The organism is Leisingera sp. ABM4_101 (assembly GCF_056158725.1).
In genome coordinates this window covers 2,788,710-2,810,518 of sequence record NZ_JBSWTV010000002.1, presented here as the reverse complement: position 1 = coordinate 2,810,518, position 21,809 = coordinate 2,788,710, and the positions used below count along the sequence as shown (strand labels likewise).

Below are 21,809 nucleotides of genomic sequence, written 5' to 3'. Positions count from 1 at the left end.
TGGCGGACGCCCGCCCTACAGATAGGGAATGCGGTGGAAAACGCCAAGCCCCAAAAGAGAACAATGCGCGAACAGGATGAAACTTGCTGACAGCAGCTGGCAGCAGCCGGAAAACCTGCGTTTTCCGGCCCGGAATTCGCCGCGAATTCCGCCGCGCCGCGCCCGGCGCGGCGCTTGGCCCAACGGGCAACGGTCCCCTTCGGGGACCGGTGACGGGCGGGAGCGGCTGCTAGGCCCAGGCCCTCCGCCGCGCCGCCAGCAGCTGGTGCACCAGAATGCCCGCCAGGAACAGCGCGCAAACCACCATCATCATGCCGCCGTAACCCGCCACCCCCAGAGCCGCCAGCAGCAGCGGCGTGCCGATCACATTGCCAGCATTGCCCGCCTGCGACATGGCACCGTTTGCCTCGGCCTGATCCGCCGCAATGATGTTCAGCTGCGGAACACAGGCAAAGCTTCCGCTCTGCACCAGGCCAAAGGCCGCCGCCAGCGCAAAGCACGCCAGCCAGTCCCCCGGCATCGCCCACAGCCAAAGCCCGCCCGCCGCACAGAGGGCAAAACCAACCTGGATCAGCTGCACCGCCGGCATCACCCGCAGCAGCGCCACCCCGATCACCATAGACGACGCGATGGAGATCAGCGGAAACGCCCCCATCACAAACCCCCGCTGCCCCTCTGGAAGATGCGGCGGCAGCACCGTCAGCAGCGCCACAAAGCAGGTGGTGTAAAACAGCCAGCCCGCGGCCGGCGCCAGCTTGAACGGCGAGCGGTAGATCTGCAAATGCAGCGCTGGCAGCTTGGCAAGCTGCGGCATCGGCTGGCGCGGCGGCACCGGCAGATCCCGCATCGCCCAGTGCAGCAGCACCGCCAGTGCGGCCATCAGCACCGCATGGGCGGCAAACAATGCCAGCAGGCCATACGCAGCCACCAGGGGCAACCCCAACCAGTTCAGCAGCGTAAAGGCGACGCCAAAGAAGGTGCTCCACACCGTCAGCGCTGTGCCCCGTTGCCGGTCATTCGCCAAGAGCGCCATCAGCGTCGGCCCCGCCACCACGATGCCCAAGTGAGACAGGCCCTCGGCCACACGGGTGACCAGGAACAGCCCATAGGGCAGATGAAGCACCTGCAGCGCTGACATCGCAGCGCCAGTCCACAGCGCCCAGACCAGCGCCCGCCGGTAGCCAAAGGCAGAAACAAACAGCCCGGCCACCGCCCCCAGCAAAATTCCCAGCACGCCGGTCATCGACACGCTCAGGCTCAAGCCTGCGCCGGCCTCCGGATACAGCGCGCCAAGCTGATCAAAGACAACCGACACCTTGCCGTATTGCGCCGCTGCACCCAGCCCCGCGGCCCAGACCGCCAGTATCGCGCCCCAGCGGCTCGCTGTTTCTGCCATGTGACTTCCTTTCGGCCTTTGCCCTTGCAACAGAATGTGCCGACGCCCGGCCTGTTCCTCATAAGGATGCCGCCGCTCTCCGGCCAGCCGCCAATTGCAGCGATCAAGGACTTGAATAAAAGGGCGGAGCCCCCTTCTATACCCGCAGCCTTGCAACCAAACGTTCCGAGCCCCGATGCGCTACATGCCCTATGACCCGGACTTCGACGCCCATGCACTCAACCCGTTCGAAGCAGAGAAAGCCCGGCTGTTTGACACTGGCCTGACACTGGACAAAGACAGCGGAACAGACAGCGGCACACAATGCCACGGCACCCTGGTTCTGCGCGGCTTTGATCAGGACGCGGCTGAGGCAACGCTGGCACGCCACCGGCCCCGCCACCTGCTGCTGGCAGGCGGAAAAATCACCAGCCTCGCCTGCCTGGACTGCCTGCCGGATCTGAAAACGCTGGCCCTGATGGACCTCCCCCGGCTCGAAACGCTGGCGTCCGCTGACTGCCTCAGATCCCTTGAAACCCTGATCGTGGAAAGCTGCAGCCGGCTGCTGGACATATCCGCCCTTTGCGCCATGCCGCACTTGCAGACCCTGCGCCTCAGCGGTCCTGCACTGGGCGGCGGTTGGAAGAAGATCGCCCTGCAACCGCTTAAAACTCTTCACAGCTTGCGAAACTTGTCGCTGGCCGGGCTGCGCACACCGGATGAGTCGCTGGACTGCTTCCATGCCCTGCCCGCGCTGGAAACGCTGGAGCTGGACGGCGCCTGGCCCGCCCGCGAATTGGCCCGGGTGGCGGCATTGCAGCCGCATCTGGTGCGCCGCACCACCTTCCTAAAACCGTTGGTCGCCAGCGCCCATGGCAGCAGCATGAGCTTCTTTGACGTGGATCCGGCTGCCTACCCAGTGGAAAAGATCTCTTATATGGCCAGCGGCAAACGCCGCCCCTCAGACCTGCGCCCCGGGCGTGATGACCGCAAGATCGGGAAAATCACCCGGGAGTGGCAGGCCTGGGTTGAGGAGTTTTCTTCAGGCTGTTCAGCGTCTTAACAGCGCTTCTTCAAAATTAAAAGGCGGCCCGCACAGGACCGCCTTTCGAAATCCGCCGCCCGGGCAGCCTACATATGGATCACACGGCCATAGGCGTCGAGCACCAACTCATGCATCATCTCGCTCAACGTCGGGTGCGGGAAGACGGTGTTCATCAGGTCTTCCTCGGTGGTCTCCAGCTGGCGGCCCACCACATAGCCCTGGATCATCTCGGTCACCTCGGCGCCAACCATATGGGCGCCCAGCAGCTCGCCGGTCTTGGCATCGAAGATGGTTTTCACCATACCCTCTGCCTCTCCCAGCGCAATTGCCTTGCCGTTGCCGATGAAGGGGAAGCGGCCGACCTTGATGTCGTAGCCCAGTTCCTTGGCCTTTGCCTCGCTATAGCCGACGGAGGCGACCTGCGGATGGCAATAGGTGCAGCCGGCAATGCTCTCGGGCTTCACCGGATGTGCGTGCTTGCCCGCGATCAGCTCGGCCACCATGACGCCCTCGTGCGACGCCTTATGCGCCAGCCAAGGCGCGCCGGCGATGTCGCCGATGGCATAAAGGCCGTCGACGCCGGTGCGGCAGAATTCGTCAGTGATCACATGGGTGCGGTCGACTTTGACGCCCAGTTCTTCCAGTCCCAGCCCCTCGACATTGCCGACGATACCCACGGCAGAGATTACGGTGTCGAAGTCGTGCTTCTCGACCTTGCCGCCGACCTCGATATGAGCGGTTACCTTGCCCTTGCTGCGGTCCAGCTGCTTGACCATGGCTTTCTCCATGATCTTCATGCCCTGTTTGACAAAGGCCTTCTTAGCAAAGGCAGAGATTTCAGCGTCCTCGACCGGCAGCACCCGGTCCATGACTTCGACAACGGTCGTGTCAGCACCCAGCGTGTTGTAGAAGCTGGCAAATTCGATGCCGATGGCGCCGGAGCCAATCACCAGCAGCTTTTTCGGCATCCGCACCGGCTGCAGCGCGTGCTTGTAGGTCCAGACCAGATCGCCGTCGGCTTCCAGCCCCGGCAGCTCGCGCGCACGGGCGCCGGTGGCCAGCACAATGCTTTTGCCGGTCAGCTCCTGCACGCCCTTGTCCGTCTTGACCGACACTTTGCCTTTGGCCGGAATGGACGCCTCGCCCATCACCACGTCGATCTTGTTCTTCTTCATCAGATGGCCGATGCCGGAAGACAGCTGTTTCGCCACCCCGCGCGAGCGTTTCACTACCGCGTCCAGGTCATAGCCGATGTTCTCGGCCTTCAGGCCGAAATCCTTGGCCCGCTCCATCAGGTGGAACACTTCCGACGACCGCAGCAGCGCCTTGGTCGGGATGCAGCCCCAGTTGAGGCAGATGCCGCCCAGGTGCTCTCGTTCAACCACGCAGGTTTTCAGCCCCAGCTGTGCGGCACGGATGGCGGCAACATAGCCCCCCGGCCCGGCGCCGATTACGATCACGTCATAGGATTGTGCGGCCATGGTGTCCCCTCGCCTCGAACAGGTTCCAAAAACTAGTTTACCGTTAAACTAGTTTTTTCTGCACTGCAATCATCCTGTGCTGCAGGATAGCAGGCCGGCAGTTTCCGGCCATTTTTGCAACACCAGCCCAATCAGGCTATGCCGCGGGCGGGCGTCCCGCCAGCACAAATTTCCGCCAAGACCGTGAAAACGCAGCGTTGCGCCTGCCGCAACGGAAAACGCCGCGCCCCGGTCAGGGCGCGGCGTTTCCAATCCGGTATCAGGAGCCGGGCGTCAGCCGGCCGCTTGCACCTGCCGCACGGTTTCGCCATAGCCGCCCGCCATTACATAGTCGAGCTCAGGCCCGGTGCTGGCGCGGTGCAGCGCCTCGTTGCGGTAGGGGAAGCGGCCGAACTGGCGGATCACTTCGCGGTGCGCGCGCGCGTGCAGCAGATTGCTGGTGCCGGTCTTCGGCATCCGCTCCATCATCAGGCGGATGCAGCGTTCCTGGTCGCACAGGTTCTCAGAATGCATCAGCGGCAAGTAGAAGAACTGGCGCGCCGGTTCGTCGATCTTCATGTCCCATTTCTTGTTGATGGCCACTTTGGCCGCCGACATCGCCGCCCGGTCAGAAGCGAAGGCCTTGCCCTCGCCGCGGAACATGTTGCGCGGGAACTGATCCATCAGGATGATATAGGCCAGCGTGCCGCTGGGGTAAGTCAGCCAGAAAGAGAACCTGCCTTCGCAGGCCTCTTCCCAGGTTTTTTGAAACGTCGCGCGGATCTCCTCATCCAGCGCGTCATCCTGCAGATACCATCCCTTCTCCCCGACTTTGTCGAGCCAGAATGCAAGTATCTCTTCGGGACCAGCCATCGGTCGTAACTCCAAGTTTCTCCTGACCCTATCTTCAGGCCATTTTACATTACCTTTACAAGTAAGCTTGGGTCACAAATTGCAACAGGCAAGGGTCCTGTGTGAAATAATCCTCACAATTCCCGCTAGTTAGCGCAATCAGCCTGTTTCCTGGGCAGTTTCTTGCTCCTCCAGCTCTGTCTCGATGGCGTATTCCTGTGCAAACTCCACAGCCACTGGGGTCGCGGTGGGCGACATAGCGGTAAAGCTGCCGGTTTCTTCCACCGGGGTGGAGGCCCGCTGCGTCGCGCGGTAAGCGGCATAGGCAGCCATCACGAACATCAGCGCCGCGATGAAGCTAAAGAACCCCGGAGGCCCCAAAACCGCATCGCTCATCAGCCAGCCCGTGATCACCGGGCCGGCAATGGCGCCCAGCCCGTTGATAAACACCAGCCCGCCCGACGCTGCAGCCATGTCGTCATGGTCCAGGTAATCGTTGGTATAAGCGATCAGCAGCGAATAAAGCGGGTTCGACAGGCCCCCGATAAAGAAGGCCGCCACCAGAAGCATCTTGAAATCGGCGCCGAACAAGAAGCCCGCAACCGCGCCGCAGGCGCCAAACAACGCCACAAACAGGATCAGCACCCGGCGGTCCATGCGGTCGGACAGCCAGCCCAGCGGATACTGCAGGATGGTCGCCCCGACATAGAAAGTGGCGACAAAGATCGACAGCTGGGTCAGCGTCAGGCCTGCGGCGGCGCCGTAAACCGCGCTCATGCCGAACTGGGCCGAGAACACCCCGCCCAGCAGGAACATGCCAACGCAACCCAGCGGCGAGATTTTCATCAGCTGCTTCAGCGACATCGGCTTGGTGGTGTCAAAGGCCGGGGTCGGCGAAATCGACAGTAGAATCGGGCCAAAGGAGATCGAAACCAGGATCGACGCAATGATGAACGCCTCATAGCCCGCCGGATCGCCGATCTGGATCAGGCCCTGCGCCGTAATGATGCCGATCATCTGCACGATCATGTAAAGCGACAGCGCCTTGCCCCGGTTGGTGTTGTCGGCGGCATTGTTCAGCCAGCTTTCCGCCGTCACATACACACCGGAAAAGCAGAAGCCGATGACCACCCGCCCCAGGCCCCAGGCAAGGGTGTTGGGCAGGATCGGATAGAGGATCATCACAGCGGAAATGAACGACGCCAGCGCCGCAAAAACGCGCACATGGCCGACGCGGCGGATCATCTCCGGCGCCAGCCGCGACCCGCCCAGGAAGCCGACGAAATAGGCCGCCATCACCAGCGACATCTCAAAGGAGGAAAACCCCTCCAGGTCGCCGCGGACCCCCAGCATGGTGCCCTGCAGGCCGTTGCCCACCATCAGCAAGCATACCCCCAGCAACAGCGCCCATGCGCTCGACAGCACCTGCAGCATTTTATGCCTCCTTCGAAAGCAAAGCAGCCCTCCACAGGGGACGGGCTGCCAACACATTTGAATGTTATGTCCTGGCGATCAAGGCTCAGGCGCCTTGTATCGCCGATTCCGGTTTCAGTTTCGTGACTCTGTTTGCGCTGTCAGAGCCCGCAGTTGCGGCGCTTGTCTATGATTCCGCGCCGCTGTTCTCAGATGTATTCGCCTTGGCCGGGATCAAAAGCGACGCATCGCCGTAAGAGAAGAACCGGTAGCGGTATTCAACTGCATGGGTATAGATCCGCCGGATCTCCTCCTGTCCCATCAGCGCCGAGACCAGCATCAGCAGGGTCGACTTGGGCAGGTGGAAATTGGTCATCAGCGCATCTGCCGCCTGAAATTCAAACCCCGGGTAAATAAAGATGTCGGTATCGCCTTCCCAGGGACGGATCTTCCCGTCCCTGGCGGCGCTTTCGATCAGCCGCAGCGCCGTGGTGCCAACCGGGATCACCCGGCCGCCCGCCGCCTTGGTCGCCGCGATTTCCGCCGCGGCCTCCCCGCTCACCTTGCCCCATTCCGCATGCATCCGGTGGGTGGTCACATCCTCCACCTTGACCGGCAGGAAGGTGCCCGCGCCCACATGCAGCGTGACATAGGAAATCTCCACCCCTCGCGCCTGCAGCGCCGCCAGCAGCGGCGCGTCGAAATGCAGCGAGGCCGTCGGTGCCGCCACCGCGCCCGAGTTTTTGGCCCAGACGGTTTGATAGTCGGTCTTGTCCTGCTCATCCGCCGCGCGTTTGGCGGCAATATAGGGCGGCAGCGGCATCGCGCCGGCCTCGGCCAGCGCCGCGTCGAAATCGGTGCCGCTCAGGTTAAAGCGCAGATGCCCCTGGCCATCGGCGATTTCTTCCAGCCTGGCGCTCAGATCTTCGGAAAAGACGATCTCCTCTCCTGCTTTGATCTTTTTCAGCGGCTTCAGCAGCGCCGCCCAGCTGCCATCGGCGCGCGGCTCCAGCAGGGTTGCCTCGATTTTCGCCGCAACCGGCCCTTGCGCACTGTCCCGGTGGCGCAGGCCGCTGAGGCGCGCGGGGATCACCTTGGTGTCATTCAGCACCAGCCGGTCGCCAGGCTGCAGCCAGTGGACCAGATCGGTCACCTGGCCGTCGTGCAACGCGCCGCCCTCTGCCACCAGCAAGCGGGCCGAACTGCGCGGATTGGCAGGCCGGGTTGCAATCAGATCGTCGGGCAGGTCAAAGTCGAAATCGCTGAGTTTCATGCCGCGCGATATAAGGCCCGCCGCAGCGGAAATCCATGGGGTTTCCGCGGTTTTTGGCGCGTTACTTGTCCGCGCCGCGCGGTTCGCGGTACTGCCGCCGCTCTTCCTGCGCGGCCTCTTCTTCGGCCGTAAAGGCGCGCTGCTGGCCCGGCACCTCAGGTGCTGGCCCGCGAAAGATTTCCCGCAGGAACCCCGGCGCCAGCCCGGCCAGCGGGTTGACCGACACATCCGGGTTTTCCGCGGTGCCGCGCAGGGTAAAGGTGAACCCGATCAGCCCCTCGCCATCGCGCGGCGCCAGCAGCCGGCCGATGGCGTTGACCAGATAGATCGGCGAAATCACCCCCCGCATGTTCAGCGCAGTGCTGTTCAGGTCGAAATTGCCGTCCAGCGACAGCCCCATCGACGGACCAACCGCGCTGCTTTGATGCAGGATCAGATGCGAGGCGCCCAGCCGGAACCGTCCGTTCATGCTGGTGAACAGGATGCCCTGGCCAGTCATCTCGTCCAGCAGGCCGACCAGGCTTATCGCGTTCAGGATCGCTGCCATCGACGGGGCATTGCGGACCCGGATATTGCGCACCTCAACCCTGCCGTCATATTCGCCCGGCTTGTCTGCCGGAACCAGCGTCATGTCAAAAGACCCGCCGCGCCCATGTTCGAACACCCCGGCAGAGCGGAACACCCCGCCCGCATCATTAGCCCGGATCCGCGCCGCAGTGCCGCCGTTCTGCGGCACCACCGTGCCAGCCACCGGCGTCTGCCCGTTCAGCCGCGCGGTAAAGTCGCCGTTCATGCCGCCCTGGGTCGAGAACCGGCCCTGGAAGTTCTGCAGGCCGATGCTGTCGGTGACCTGCAGGTTCTGCAGACGCAGCGATACCGGCACCGACGCGCCGCCGCTGCTGGCGCCGCCGCCGCTTTCCGCGGTTGCGGAAAAAGGAGAGCGGTAGAGGTCCAGCCGCCCGCCCGTTACCTCAATGGCCGGCGGCGCATTGCCCCGGCCGCGGAAGGTGACCGCCCCGCGGAACCAATCGCCAGCCTGAACGCTGCTGAACACGGCCTGATCCAGCCCGCCGCCCTGGCGCGTGGTCACCCTTCCTGCGGCCGTCAGCCCTGGCGCTTGCAGTTCCAGCCGCTCCACCGTTGCCGTTTGCCCCAGCGTGGCTGTCAGCGACAGCTTGCCGGCGGCCGCTTCGCTCTTGCGCCAGCTGATTTCCGGAATGCGCAGGCTCACACCAGCCAGATCCGACTCCAGCTCCAGCCGCGGCGGCACGCCCGGCGCCAGATGCACCGCATAGCGCCCCTGCCCCGTGCCGGAAACGGCACCGCGCGGCAGGCCGATATTGAAGGCCTCCACCGCCGCCTCCGACAGCTCGATGCTGCCTTCGGCGCTGCTGTCCTGCGGCGCGTCCTTGCCGATCTTCTGCGACCAGCTGGCCGTCAGCGGCACCCCGGACAGTCTGCCCGCACCGCTGATGCGCACCTGGCTCTGATCACCGGTCACCTCCAGCACCTCTGCTCCCGCCACATGGCCGGGCACCAGCTTGCTGCTTTCGACACCGCGGATCTGCCCGCGGTAATGATAGAGGATCTCCTCCACCGGCACCTCTTTCTGCAACGGCAGCGCCAGGGTGCCTTCGGCCTCCACCTGCCCCTCGGCCAGCGCCACCGGCAGGCCGGCCTTGTCCATCACACGCAATGGTTCACGGTTCAGCAAGGACAGCGCAGCCGTGGCAGAGCCCTTTGCCCGGATCCGCGCAATCCCCGGCGTGCCGTCCTTGGCCGAGACATCCGGTATGATGAAGGAAGTGCCGGCAACATCCACCCCGCCGCCCTGCTCCGGCGTCACGGTGCCGGCCGATGCCGTTACCACGAACCGCTGGCCGTAAAGGCTCAGCTGCCCGGCGGCCTGTCGCACCGGCGGCATGAACTTCTGAAACAGCACCTCGGCCCCGGTGAAAGCCAGGTCCAGGCTGACAAAGGGTTTGCCGCTGCCGCGCCCGCGCATGTGAAAGCCAACATCCTGCACCTGTCCGGAGCGCAGATTATCACGCACCCATTCGCGCGGCTTGGGCGCCAGCACCTGCGGCCACAACGCCTTGACCCGCTCCACGCTCACCCGGTCGACACTTCCGTTCAGATCGTAGTTCCAGCCCTCAGCCCCGGCCCCGACGGAGCCATCGAAATGAATGCGGCTTCCGCCGTCGCGCACCAGCATCTCCCCCAGCCGCAGCCGGAAGGGCCTGAGCCGCAGATCGAAATCCGCGTCCACCGCGGGGAATTTCACCGGCGTTTCAAACAGCCGGCGCGGGTTCAGCTCCAGATCAGAGAACCGCAGCTGCCCCACCAGCCCGCTCAGCTGGCCGTTCTCCACCCCGGCCAGGCGCGCCTGCCCCTGCATCACCCCGGAGCCCCAGCCGCTTTGCACTGCCAGCTCAGAGAATTCCAGCAACTCCCGCGCCGGATCAAAGGTGAAATAGCTGCGCGCACCGCTGATCGGCACCGGGCGGGTCTGCGCCGCGGGCTGGATCACCCCTTCGCCGATCCGCAGGCTCGCCTGCACCGGCTCCAGCACGCCGCCCTCAGCAATCCCGCCCCGCAAAGAGCCGGAGATCGGCGCCCGCAGCACCCCCAGCCAGCCAAGCGCAGGGCTTTGCAGCGCAATATCCTCGCTGGCGATATCCGAAACCAGCACCCCGAAATCTGCCTCCGCGCTGCCAATCTCCGAGCTGTAGCTGGCTTCAACCGTGCCCACATCGCCGCGGCCGCTGAGAACGGAAAACACCGCCGACAGCGACACGCTGCCGCCGTCCTTCTGCAACCCGATCCGGCCGCCGTCCAGGGTCCAGCCCCGGCCCAGCCGGTCATCGGTATAAGACAGCGTCAGGGCGCTGGTCTCCAGCTCAGTCAGCGCCGCCAGCACCGGCTTTTGCAGCTGGCTGTCCCATTGCTCGATCAGCTGCGCCAGATTGCCCGCCTGCCGGTAGGGCAGCGCCCCTTCGCCGAAACTCAGCGCAAAGGATCCGTCCTTGTTTCGCCGCAGCGCCGCGAACAAGCCGCTGAGCGCGATCCGCTTGGGCTGCACCTGGCCGCGCAGCAGCGGCCGCATCGCCAGGCTTGCTTGGGCATCGGCCAGCTGCGCAAACACCGCCCCGTCCGGATGGCGCAGCACCACGTTCTGCAGGCTCACCCGCGGGCGCCAGCCCTTGTTGACCACCACATGGATGGCGCCGAATTCAATCTGCAGCCCGTTCAGATGCCGCTCAATCCGCGTCTCGACCCGGCTGCGCACCCACTCCGGCGCGTCCAGCCGGGTGCCGATGCCGAAGTAAACCGCGCCCGCGCCCAGAAAACACAGCAGCGCCAGCAGCCAGATGCAGCCGCGCAGCAGCCGCCAGGGCCAGCGCCGCTGCCGCGCCGGCGCGACTACGCCGCCGCTCTGCGCAACCGGCTCCGGGCCGCGGACAGGCACCGCCTCGGCGGCTGGCCCCTTATTGTCGCCAGCAGGTTTGATCTCAGCTTTCCCTTTGCTGCTCATGGGTTATGTTGGCCGCGCAGTGATTTGCGCAGATGACAGGAGACAGGCCAATGCTCGACGTTTCAGATCCCGCCCCTTCCTTTACCCTGCCCCGCGGCGGCGGCGGAGAGGTCACATTGTCCAGCCTCAAGGGCGCGCCCGTGGTGCTGTTCTTCTATCCCCGCGATAATACGCCCGGCTGCACCAAAGAATCCATCGCCTTTTCAGAGGCTTTGCAGGCATTTGCCGATGCCGGCGCTCACGTTTTCGGGATTTCAAAGGACAGCCTCAAGAAGCATGAGAATTTCACCGCAAAATACGGGCTGACCACGCCGCTTCTGTCGGATGCGGACAGCGCCGTCTGCGAGGATTACGGCGTGTGGAAAGAAAAGAGCATGTACGGCAAGAAACACTGGGGCATTGAGCGCTCTACCTTCCTGATTGGCGCCGACGGCCGCATCGCCCGCGTCTGGCGCAAGGTAAAGGTCGACGGCCACGCCGAGGAAGTGCTGGAAGCGGTCCGCGCCCTCTGAAGTCTGCGCTGTTCAAACACTGCGGGAGCGCTCCCGCCAGCCCCGCCCGCGCCCTGACGGGCACAATCCGCCCTGTTGGGCCCGGCGCCGCCCGTCCGGGCGGCGCGCAGCGCGCGGAACGCGCGCTGCCACGCCCAAGGCTGCCAGGGCGATTAGCCTGCTAATCGCCCGCAGGCGCGGGAGCGTTCCGGTTTCCGCTCTGGACTCCGCCGCAGAAATCAGGTGAACCCGCCCCTGCGATGGCCCAGCCGCCCCGCCGCACCAGGAGAGACGCATGACTGATCAGCCCCTTTCGCTTGCCGAACGCGCCGCAGAGGTGCTGACCACCGCTGACGGGCGTGCCAAGACCGCCCTGTCGCGCCAGCATGCGGCTGAGTGGTTCGCCAGCCGCAAGGGCGAGATGCCGCAGATCCCCACCGGCACCGCCTCCCCTCCGATGCACCCGGCACGCCCCCAGCTACCCGAACTCCTGAACCCGCGCGACGTGCCCAAGCGCAAGCCCGGGTCCGAGGCCGGGCGCCTCGCCCTCCTGCACGCGGTGGCCCATATCGAACTCAATGCCGTCGATCTGCACTGGGACATCATCGCCCGCTTCTCACATGTGCCGATGCCGCTGGGGTTCTTTGACGACTGGGTTAAGGCTGCAGATGAGGAATCCAAGCATTTCAACCTGATGTGCGACTGCCTTGAAGCGCTGGGCAGCCACTATGGCGCCCTTCCCGCACATGCCGGAATGTGGCGCGCCGCAGAGGACACGGCAGACGACCTGATGGGCCGCCTTGCCGTGGTGCCAATGGTGCTGGAAGCCCGCGGCCTCGACGTGACCCCCGGCATGATCGAGGTTTTCCGCAAAGCAAACCTCCCCCAGGCCGTCGAAGCGCTGGAGCTGATCTATGCCGAGGAAGTCAGCCATGTCGCTTATGGCTCCAAATGGTTCAACTTCCTTTGCGGCCGGGACAACCTGGACCCCAAAGAGACGTTCCACGCCCTGGTGCGCAAATATTTCCGTGGCGCTCTGAAGCCGCCCTTTAACGAGGAAAAACGCGCCGACGCCGGCCTGCCGCCCGATTTCTACTGGCCGCTGGCAGATCAGGTGAAACCGCTGCCCGGCTGGTGAGCGCGGCAGCCGCAGCGCCTGCCGCTGCCGGCCTGTAACAATTCTCACGACGTCCCGGCGGCCGGATCACCTGCCGGTGAGATCCTGCTACAGCGGATTGAAGATGCGTCTGGCATCCCGATGTTCGGCGGCAACACAGCCCGCACAGGAGACCGAACCAAATGACAACTGCCAGCCGCAGCGCCCTTCCCGCCCTGAACACCCAAACGCTGGGCCTCATGTTCATATCCGGGTTCTTCGCCACCAATGCCTTTGACCTCTGGGGGCAGCTCATCAGCCCCGGCTTGGGCTTTGCCAATCTGTCGCCGCATGGGCTGGCACGCAGCCTGCTGGGCAGCCTCGGCCTGCCCAACGGCGATTTTGCCGGCTATTTCGTGCATTTCTACCTGGTCGGGCTGATCGGCTACCCGGCAGGCTGGCTGTTCCTGTTCAAACCGGCCTGGTCCCGGGTGACGGGCCGCGGCGGCTGGCTCCTGCCTTCTGCCCTTTACGGCTTTGGCCTGTGGCTCTTTGCCATTGGCGGCATCACCGCCATTGCCGGGCTGCCGTTCTTTCTGAACTTCACCGGAATCGCCTGGGTCGCCCTGGCCGGCCATGTGCTCTACGGGATCGTCATGGCCTGCGTCCTGCGCCTGGTTGCACGCTCCGCCAGTTGACCCAGTCAGCCCCCGGCCCAAGCCCCGGTATCTTCGGCAGAATTCCGCCTATACCGGGGCCGCATCCGCCGCATCTGCGGCGGATGGGTCAACAGGCTTGCCCAAATGGCCCGCCCTGTCTATTCACTTCGCCCAAGGCACCGGCACCGCCCTGCGGCACCGGCACTGGACGGGATGGAACAGGGACCAGACATTGCGCACACGGCTCGCGATCAGAATTCACAGCTTTCTCGAACGCCGCTTCCCGGAACGGCGGGTCTTCCTGAAATCCGACAGCGACACGCGCTTTATCCGGCTGCGCTCAGAAACCCAGCTGGTTGCGGTGGCCGGCATCACGCTGTTCGTGGCCTGGGCCATCGTTGCCACCGCTATTGTGCTGATGGACAGCATTGGCGCCGGCAACTTCCGCGAACTCGCCAAACGCGACCAGCAAACCTACCGCGAACGCCTGAATGCGATCTCTGCCGAACGCGACGCCCGCGCCGAGGAAGCCCTGGCCGCGCAGGAGAGGTTCAACGCGGCGCTGACCCAGATTTCCATGATGCAATCCGAGCTGCTGGCTTCTGAGACCCGCCGCCGCGAGCTGGAAACCGGGATCGAGGTGATCCAGTCCACCCTGCGCGATACCATGACCCAGCGCGACACCGCCCGCAAATCGCTGGCCCAGCTGAAACAGGACACCCAGGACGAAAACGCCGCCCATGCCGCCATGGCCAGCGCCTCGGCCCAGATGGATCTGCTGGCAGGCGTGCTGACCGACACCGCGGCAGAACGCGACCAGATCATGGCCGACGCCCGCGACGCGATCGGCCAGCGCGACGAGCTGGAGCTGGAACTGCAGCTGATGAATGAGCGCAACGGCCAGATCTTCCGCCAGCTGGAGGAAGCGGTGGCGGTTTCCGTCACCCCGCTCGACAAGATGTTCCGCAACGCAGGAATGCCGCCCGACCGGATCCTGGAACAGGTGCGCCGCGGCTACAACGGCCAGGGCGGCCCGCTGGAACCGCTGGCGATGTCCACCCGCGGCGAGGAGCCCAGCCCCGAAGCGCTGCGCGCCAACGCCATCCTGGCCAAGCTGGACCAGCTGAACCTCTACCGGCTGGCGGCGCAGCAGGCGCCCTTTGCCACGCCGGTGAACCTGGGCCAGGTGCGCCAGACCTCCGGCTTCGGCTACCGCCGCGACCCCAAGACCGGCGGCCGCCGCCTGCATAAGGGATCGGATTTCGCAGGCGGCACCGGCACAGATATCTTTGCCACCGCGGACGGCGTCGTCACCCACGCCGGCTGGCAATCCGGCTATGGCCGGCTGGTCACCATCCGCCATGCCTTCGGCATCGAAACCAGATATGCCCATAACTCGAAACTCCGCGTGACAAAGGGCCAAAGGGTCTCGCGCGGGGATCACATTGCTGATATGGGTAACTCCGGACGGTCCACCGGGACCCACCTCCATTACGAGGTCAGGGTCAACGGGCAACCTGTAAACCCCATGATCTACATCAAGGCTGCGAGAAATGTTTTCTAAGAGCAAAATCAACGAGCCCGGGCCGAAGCAGGCCGACGCAACCCCGGCACCCGCGGCGGCCCCGGCAGCTGCGCCTGCGGCCAGCGACTACAAATCCAGCGCGCCCAAGGCCAAACCCGCTGCGTCGCTGCTCAGCTCTGACCTGCACATCACCGGCAACGTCAAGACCACTGGCGACATCCAGGTCGAAGGCACCGTCGAAGGCGACATCCGCGCGCATCTGCTGACCGTCGGCGAAACCGCCACCATCAAGGGTGAAGTCACCGCCGATGACGTGGTCATCAACGGCCGCATCGTCGGCCGCGTGCGCGGCCTCAAGGTCCGCCTGACTGCCACCGCGCGGGTTGAGGGCGACATCATCCACAAGACCATCGCCATTGAGTCCGGCGCCCATTTCGAAGGCTCCGTGCAGCGCCAGGACGACCCGCTGAACCCGGGCGGCCGCAAGGCAGCTCCGGCCGCTCCGGCACCCGCCGCCGCTCCGGCCCCCTCGGCCGCCGTGCAGGCCGCGACCGCCGCGCACAAGGCCGAAGGCTGATCCGCCGGGCTTGCCAGCCCGCATCTGACACAAGCAGCGCCGCGGGCCTCCCCGCGGCGTTTTTCGTGGGCAAGGCCCCTTAGGCAACGGGACTGATACCTCCCGCCCGCCTCACGCTATGAGCAACCGCCGCCGCCCCCGGCCAAAGCCACCTATAAACATTCCCAGCTTCCACGCCGTCCAGCCCTGCCGCAAACCTCTATTCACCAATACTTTCAAGCAATTTAGGAGGCTGATATGGCAGGGCTTGGCGAACCGATTACGGAACCGGATGAAACCCTGGCGCCGGATCCTGTCTACCTGACCGAGGGAAAAGATCGATTTGTCCCTCTCTCCGATGCGCCCTTGGCAAAAAGAGACTGGGTGCACGGCCAAGCCGGCGATGATGAAATTTACGGTGGAGGCGGCTACGACACACTAATTGGCGGCACCGGCGATGATACGCTTTCAGGCGACAACGGCCACAATTCCCTGGTTGGCGGCGAAGGCAATGACTGGCTGATCGGCGGCAATGGCAATGGCTTTGACGAGGATACCCTCTATGGCGGCGCCGGCAGTGACACGCTGGAAGGCGGCGAAGGCTCCGACTATTTCGACGGCGGCGCCGGCGATGATCTGATCATAACCGGTTATCGCAATCCTTATACGCTCCTTGAGGACCGGTATGCCTTCGACGACACCGTCTTTGGCGGCGACGGCAACGATACCATACGAGTTACAGATCATTTTTTTGGTGGAGACGTTCTGATCCGTGGCGGCGAGGGCACCGACATGCTTCAGGCTGGATACAACAATGGCGCATTGCTAGGCGCCATCGAAAGCCTGGTGTTGCGGGAAGAAGAATTTATCGAAATTCTCGCAATAAACTACGGAACATTGTACGGGACAGAAGCAGACAACTTGATTGATGTTTCAGGTGTACAGGAAGTCTGGAGAAGCAGCACATGGGACCAATATCCGCACCAAGGCGTGAGACTACACACTTACGGGGGCAACGACAGCTTCATCGGCTCCCGCGAGGATGACACAGTCCAGGGTGGCGATGGCAATGATACCCTGAAAGGCGGCAGCGGCGCCGACGTCTTCTATGGCGAAGCGGGCGATGACATCCTGCTCGGCGAAAACGGCGAAGCGCGCCTTTATGGCGGAAGCGGCAATGACAGCCTGGAAAGCGATCTGCGGTCTGACGCAGCCTTCATTGATTACCTCGATGGCGGCGTCGGCCATGACATCTTGTCTTCCGGCAACGGCAACGATCAGCTGTTCGGCAAAAATGGCGAAGACACCCTGCTCGCAGGCGGTGGAAACGACAAACTGTCCGGCGGTGCAGGCGCAGATTCGCTGGCTGGCGGCGATGGCAAGGACCGGCTCTCCGGCGGCGCGCAAAACGATACCCTGATTGGCGGCGCAAACGGCGACAAGCTGCATGGCGGCGGCCACAATGACCGGCTGCTGGGCGAGAGCGGGCGCGACCGTCTCAAAGGCGGCAGCGGCGATGACTTCCTTGACGGAGGATCAGGACGCGACCGCCTGCTCGGCGGCGCAGGCAACGACATTCTGCAAGGCGGCCGCAAAGCAGATGTTTTTGTGTTCAGCCAAGGCGATGGCAACGACACGATCACCGATTTCACAGAGAACCGGGACCGGATCCAGATCAGCAGCGGCGCGTCCAGTCTGGAGCAGCTTGGCTTTGAAACCCAGGGCGGTGATGTTCTGGTCTCCTTCGATGATGTGACCATTCTGGTCGAGAACATCACCCTGGAGCAGCTTCAGGACACGGACAACTTCCTGTTTTGAACCCTGCCGCCGGCCAAATTCCCAGGCGCGTCCCGCGGCGCGCCTGTTTTTCCCGTTTAAGCAGTTCTCAAAGCCTGCTGCCGCCTGTCCGCAATTCCGCCCCCCGCATTTTCTCTCGACTTCGGAAACTGCAATTCTAGTTGGTTTCCTCGACACCAAAATACCCGCAGCACGCGGGCGTAATGCCATACCGGGGGGAAAACTATGGCACAGTTCACTGTATTTGATTCCAAATTCGCCTGGGGAAAACAGCTGCCGGAAAGCTTCTGGGACCTTACCGGCACCAGCATGGTCGCTGACAGCTGGGTCTCTGAAACAACTGCAAGCCAAGTGATTATCGCAGGCGAACTCAGCGGCGGGGGCAGCTTTCTGCTGACCTTAGATGGCAGTTTTTCCTCGTCCAGAAAACAGGTTAGCGGCACAGTTACAGGGTTCAGTCTGCAAAAGGACGGCTCAGATGCCGTCACTGCGACCGGCCTGGCCTTGTCCTATGAGGCCGGCAGAAGCGGCCATCTTAATGCCTTCCTCACCAGTTTTGCCGCAGACGGGCTGAAAGGCGATGATTTGATAGAAGGCCCCAAAGGCAGCAGTCTCTGGGCGGCCGGGCGCGGAAATGACACCATTGATCCGGGCCGTGGAAATGACACCGTCCTCGGCGGCCGCGGCACCGATACGCTCATTATTAATTCTGATTTGGCGGACGCCAAAACAGGGGCCTGGGAGGGCAGTCTCGGGGTCAAACATGCAGGCGGCCGGGACAGTTTCAAATCTGTGGAATTCCTTCAATTCAACGACCGGACAATTGCCGTCACCAAAGCCAAGGCGGACGCGGCAGAAACCGAAGGCGATACCTACGCAGAGGAAAACCGGGACGTGATGGCCGGCTCCGGTGCCGCCGACAATCTGCTGGGGCTTACCGGACGGGACACGCTCTACGGCGCCGCAGGCGACGACACGCTGGACGGCGGCGCCTCAGGCGACCTTCTGATCGGCGGCAGCGGCCGCGACAGCCTCAGCGGCGGCAAGGGCGGCGACAAGCTGCGCGGCGATGCTGGAAAGGACACGCTGGAAGGAGGCGCCGGCCAGGACCGCCTGCAGGGCGGCGGCGGCGATGACAGCCTGTCCGGCGGAAGCGGCACCGATGTGGTGAAGGGCGGCAAGGGCGCCGACACGCTGAACGGCGGCGACGGCAACGACACGCTGTCCGGCGGCGCAGGCAAAGATCTGCTGCTCGGCAATCAAGGCGACGACGTGCTGACCGGCGGCGCCCATGCGGACGTGTTTGTCTTCCTTAAAGATCATGGCAACGACACGATCACCGACTTCACTGCAGGCCTTGACCAGATCGGCATCGGCCGCGGCGCCTCTGGCCTGGAACAGCTGGAATTCGAACAACAGGGCGAAGACGTTCTGGTCTCCTTTGCAAATGTGACCATCCTGGTTGAGAACATCACCGTGGAGCAGCTCCAGGACGCGGACAACTTCTTGTTCTGAAACTGCCACCAGCCCGCTGGCCTGGCGCGCCCCGCGGCGCGCCATTTCCCTTTCCCATCCACCGGCCAGCGGCCGGCGGGCGGGAAGGACACGCAGCGTGCTAGGCTGCCGGCCTGGCCAACCGGGTCCCAGGCAGGCACCGCGCCATCCGGATCGCGTATTAGCTTCCTACTTTCCTTACCTTGCAAGTAGGAGTTGACAACGCTAATGAACCGTTAAAGACGCGGCAGCCCCGCCAGCGTGTTGATCAAAACAGGAATTCACGGAATGGCGACAATTACCGTAAACGATCTGAACGGAAGCTGGTCCCTGGCGGACCTGAACTCCCCGGACTTCGCAAATGCGCAGATCACCACGCAAACCTCCAGCCTGATCGTGTTCACCGGCACCAACGGCGCCGGCTTCAACCTCACCGGGGATTTTTCCTCGGCGTCCCGCTTTTCCTGGACCATAACCGGGATCAACATCACCTCGCACGGCACATCGGTGATGTCCCTGACCGGGTTCTCGATGAACCTCTTTACCTTCTCCACCCTGTCCGGTGCACAGGCAGAAGCCCGTATTCTCGCCAGCAGCGACACGATCACTTCCAACATGTCGCAGGGCCAGCTGTGGCAGGCCTATGGCGGCGATGACACCATCTCGCTGGGCACCGGCGATGACACGGTTAACGGCGGCACCGGCACCGACCGGCTGATCATCAGCGACCGTTTCGCCGATGCAGAGCTGTCTTCCAGCTTTGGCAGCGTGACCATCAGCTCCGCCGATGGCCGCGACCGGATTTCCTCCATCGAACAGCTGGAATTCTCTGACCGCACCTTCGCCTTGCAGGCCGGCTCCTCCCTCAGCAACAGCCTGTCCGGCAACTCCTCTTCCCCTTCCAGCGACCTGATCCTTGGCGGCCGCGGCGGCGACACGATCTCCGGCCACTCCGGCAGGGATCTGCTGCTGGGCGAAGAGGGCGATGACCGGATCCTGGGCGGCGGCGGCCGGGATACCCTCAAGGGCGGCGACGGCAACGACGCTTTGCTGGGCGGTGCTGCCCGCGACCGCCTGTTCGGCGGCTTCGGCGATGACAGCCTCGACGGCGGCCGCCACGGCGACCAGCTGCTGGGCGAAGGCGGCAATGACACGCTCAAGGGCGGGTCCGGCAAGGACCGCCTGGAAGGCAACTCCGGCAATGACCAGCTGTTCGGCGGCAGTGGCAGCGACACGCTGTCCGGCGGCTCCGGCCGCGACACCCTGCTGGGCCACAAAGGCAATGATCAGCTGACCGGCGGCAGCCAGGCCGACATCTTTGTCTTCCACAAGGGCCACGGCAACGACACGATCACCGATTTCACCGCAGGCGAGGATCACATCCAGATCGGCCGCGGCGCCAACCGGCTGGCACAGCTGGAGTTCGAAAGCCAGGGCGATGATGTCCTGGTCTCTTTTGCAAATGTCACCATCCTGGTGGAAGACATCACCGTGGCGCAGCTGCAGGACGCCGACAACTTCCTGTTCTGACCCCTGCCCGGCCACCGGTTCCAAGGCGCGCCCTGCGGCGCGCCTTTTTTCATTGCAGCAGCGGAACAAGACCGCAGCTTTTACGTTGCGGTTTTACGCGCCTCAACCGGCGAATTCCTCTTAAAATCCCAAACTCCCTTTAAACTGCCCGTCGGCTTTGATGCTGTAACCGCTCCCCTGACGGCATCAAGCCTTGACAAACCTTATGAGGCGTTCACTAATCCAACATTGCAATCTGCAAGTGTAAGCCGCTTCAGACGCATCATGCACCTCTAATTTTCAAGCAGCACTTTCAACTTCAAAATACAGGAAAATAAAATGGGGAACTTTATTGTCCACGATGCCAGAATTGTACCCAGTTCATTTTCGGCAAAACCATCGGGTGACGGCTGGATTTACCACCCCACGGGGAAAGCTTTCAGCAACACAAAAATCCTTTCCAAATCGCATGACGCAATCGTCATCACAGGAAATTACAAAAACCCTCAACGGCTCGATCCGGAAAAAGCATTTGTAATCACCCTTGAGGGAAATTTTCTTTATTCTGGAGACTACGACAGCGGAGTAGTATCCACTTTCACCTTCTCCCTCGACGATAGTCTTGCGTTGACGGCGACAGATCTGAACCTTCCTTTCTCGTCCAGCGGCGACTACCTCCGCGACTTCACTGAGAGCCTTTTGCTCAACGGTTTAAGTGGAAACGACTTTGTCAGAAACACCGGCGGCGAAGATGCGCATTGGCTGGCGGGTGCTGGCGATGACACTATTGATCCGGGGACAGGAGACCAGAATATTGAAGGCGGAGACGGGGTCGACACGCTGATCATCAATGCCGATTTTAATGAGTCCAGTATTTTCATTTTTTATGGCTCTGCGGCGCTGGAAACCAGCAGGCATGAAATTACTTTTCAAGAAATTGAATTCATCCAATTCCAAGACTGGACAATTCCCGTCACAAACGTGCAAAAATCTGACGGTGCTGTGTCTGGAGACTCCATGCCCGGAGAACTGCGCGATCTCATGCATGGCTCAACCTCGCATGATCAAATGGCGGGCCTCTATGGGGCGGATACAATTCTTGGCTTTCGCGGCCGCGATACCTTGGACGGCGGCGCCGGGGACGACGTTCTGTTCGGCTCCAGAGGCAGCGACCAGTTGCTTGGAAATACCGGCGACGACCGGCTTTTCGGCGGGCTGCGCGACGACACTCTGTCCGGCGGTGACGATGACGACCGGCTTCATGGCAATTGGGGCGAAGATGTTCTGAACGGGAACAAGGGTGATGACTGGCTGCGTGGCCACTCTGGCAACGACACTCTGGTTGGTGGAAATGGAAACGACACGCTCAAGGGCTCCTGGCAAGGGGATCTGCTGCGCGGCGGGGCTGGAAATGACAGCCTGAATGGCGGCTTGGACAACGACAGGCTGACAGGCGGTTCCGGAAAGGACATATTTCTTTTCCGCAAGACGTTCGGCAACGATACCATCACTGATTTCTCTGCCGGAACAGACCTGATCCGCATCCGCCGTGACCTGTCATCCATCGACCAGCTCAGCTTCGAACAGCTGGACAGTGATGTGCTTATCTCTTTTGAAGAGGCCAGCATTCTTGTTCAGAATATCAGTTTGCCGGACCTGCAGGACACGGACAACTTCCTGTTCTGAACCAGGGGCCTGCGGCCAGTTGCAAAGGCGCGCCGCGGGAAGC

The 21,809-nt window shown here is 63.1% G+C and carries 16 protein-coding genes; 10 read left to right on the top strand and 6 right to left on the bottom strand.

Features of this window, described 5'->3' with window-relative positions; all coding sequences use genetic code 11:
- Positions 1–229: 229 nt before the first annotated feature.
- Positions 230–1,396: an MFS transporter gene (locus tag ACXAEK_RS14965; RefSeq protein ID WP_475043064.1), complete on the bottom strand. Its 1,167-nt coding sequence runs from the start codon at positions 1,394–1,396 to the stop codon at positions 230–232.
- Between the two features lie 175 nt (positions 1,397–1,571).
- Here ACXAEK_RS14965 and ACXAEK_RS14960 point away from each other — a divergent pair, with 175 nt between their 5' ends.
- Positions 1,572–2,438, top strand: coding sequence for a leucine-rich repeat domain-containing protein (locus ACXAEK_RS14960; RefSeq protein ID WP_475043062.1), 867 nt, complete (start codon positions 1,572–1,574; stop codon positions 2,436–2,438).
- 68 nt (positions 2,439–2,506) lie between these two features.
- Here ACXAEK_RS14960 and lpdA read toward each other — a convergent pair whose 3' ends face one another.
- From lpdA to ACXAEK_RS14935, 5 genes are all read right to left on the bottom strand, one after another.
- On the bottom strand, positions 2,507–3,901 hold the full coding sequence (lpdA, locus tag ACXAEK_RS14955; RefSeq protein WP_475043061.1) for a dihydrolipoyl dehydrogenase: 1,395 nt from the start codon (positions 3,899–3,901) through the stop codon (positions 2,507–2,509).
- A 273-nt stretch (positions 3,902–4,174) separates the two neighbouring features.
- The gene (locus ACXAEK_RS14950) at positions 4,175–4,753 is read right to left on the bottom strand and encodes a DUF924 family protein (protein WP_475043059.1); all 579 of its coding nucleotides are present in this window, start codon (positions 4,751–4,753) and stop codon (positions 4,175–4,177) included.
- Positions 4,754–4,891: 138 nt separating this feature from the next.
- On the bottom strand, positions 4,892–6,166 hold the full coding sequence (locus ACXAEK_RS14945) for an MFS transporter (protein WP_475043057.1): 1,275 nt from the start codon (positions 6,164–6,166) through the stop codon (positions 4,892–4,894).
- A gap of 166 nt (positions 6,167–6,332) precedes the next feature.
- A complete protein-coding gene (gene queA, locus ACXAEK_RS14940) occupies positions 6,333–7,418 on the bottom strand; it encodes a tRNA preQ1(34) S-adenosylmethionine ribosyltransferase-isomerase QueA (RefSeq protein ID WP_475043055.1) in 1,086 nt (361 codons plus the stop codon).
- Between the two features lie 61 nt (positions 7,419–7,479).
- On the bottom strand, positions 7,480–10,953 hold the full coding sequence (locus ACXAEK_RS14935) for a YhdP family protein (protein WP_475043054.1): 3,474 nt from the start codon (positions 10,951–10,953) through the stop codon (positions 7,480–7,482).
- 50 nt (positions 10,954–11,003) lie between these two features.
- Between ACXAEK_RS14935 and ACXAEK_RS14930 the strand changes: the two genes are divergently transcribed.
- The 9 genes from ACXAEK_RS14930 (at position 11,004) to ACXAEK_RS14890 (ending at position 21,766) form a co-directional block, all read left to right on the top strand.
- The gene (locus ACXAEK_RS14930; protein ID WP_475043052.1) at positions 11,004–11,465 is read left to right on the top strand and encodes a peroxiredoxin; all 462 of its coding nucleotides are present in this window, start codon (positions 11,004–11,006) and stop codon (positions 11,463–11,465) included.
- A gap of 274 nt (positions 11,466–11,739) precedes the next feature.
- A complete protein-coding gene (locus tag ACXAEK_RS14925) occupies positions 11,740–12,582 on the top strand; it encodes a ferritin-like domain-containing protein (protein ID WP_475043050.1) in 843 nt (280 codons plus the stop codon).
- Positions 12,583–12,743: 161 nt separating this feature from the next.
- Complete coding sequence (locus ACXAEK_RS14920; protein ID WP_475043048.1) at positions 12,744–13,238, top strand: hypothetical protein; 495 nt, start codon at positions 12,744–12,746, stop codon at positions 13,236–13,238.
- A gap of 193 nt (positions 13,239–13,431) precedes the next feature.
- Positions 13,432–14,763, top strand: a complete 1,332-nt coding sequence (locus tag ACXAEK_RS14915) for a DUF5930 domain-containing protein (RefSeq protein WP_475043045.1) — start codon at positions 13,432–13,434, stop codon at positions 14,761–14,763.
- Positions 14,753–15,301: a bactofilin family protein gene (locus ACXAEK_RS14910; protein ID WP_475043043.1), complete on the top strand. Its 549-nt coding sequence runs from the start codon at positions 14,753–14,755 to the stop codon at positions 15,299–15,301. Before ACXAEK_RS14915 ends, ACXAEK_RS14910 begins: the two co-directional genes overlap by 11 nt.
- Before the next feature lie 237 nt (positions 15,302–15,538).
- Positions 15,539–17,098, top strand: a complete 1,560-nt coding sequence (locus ACXAEK_RS14905) for a calcium-binding protein (RefSeq protein ID WP_475043041.1) — start codon at positions 15,539–15,541, stop codon at positions 17,096–17,098.
- Between the two features lie 204 nt (positions 17,099–17,302).
- Complete coding sequence (locus ACXAEK_RS14900) at positions 17,303–18,592, top strand: calcium-binding protein (RefSeq protein ID WP_475043039.1); 1,290 nt, start codon at positions 17,303–17,305, stop codon at positions 18,590–18,592.
- Positions 18,593–18,859: 267 nt separating this feature from the next.
- The gene (locus ACXAEK_RS14895) at positions 18,860–20,101 is read left to right on the top strand and encodes a calcium-binding protein (RefSeq protein ID WP_475043037.1); all 1,242 of its coding nucleotides are present in this window, start codon (positions 18,860–18,862) and stop codon (positions 20,099–20,101) included.
- Positions 20,102–20,419: 318 nt separating this feature from the next.
- The gene (locus ACXAEK_RS14890) at positions 20,420–21,766 is read left to right on the top strand and encodes a calcium-binding protein (RefSeq protein ID WP_475043036.1); all 1,347 of its coding nucleotides are present in this window, start codon (positions 20,420–20,422) and stop codon (positions 21,764–21,766) included.
- The last annotated feature ends 43 nt before the right edge of the window (positions 21,767–21,809 follow it).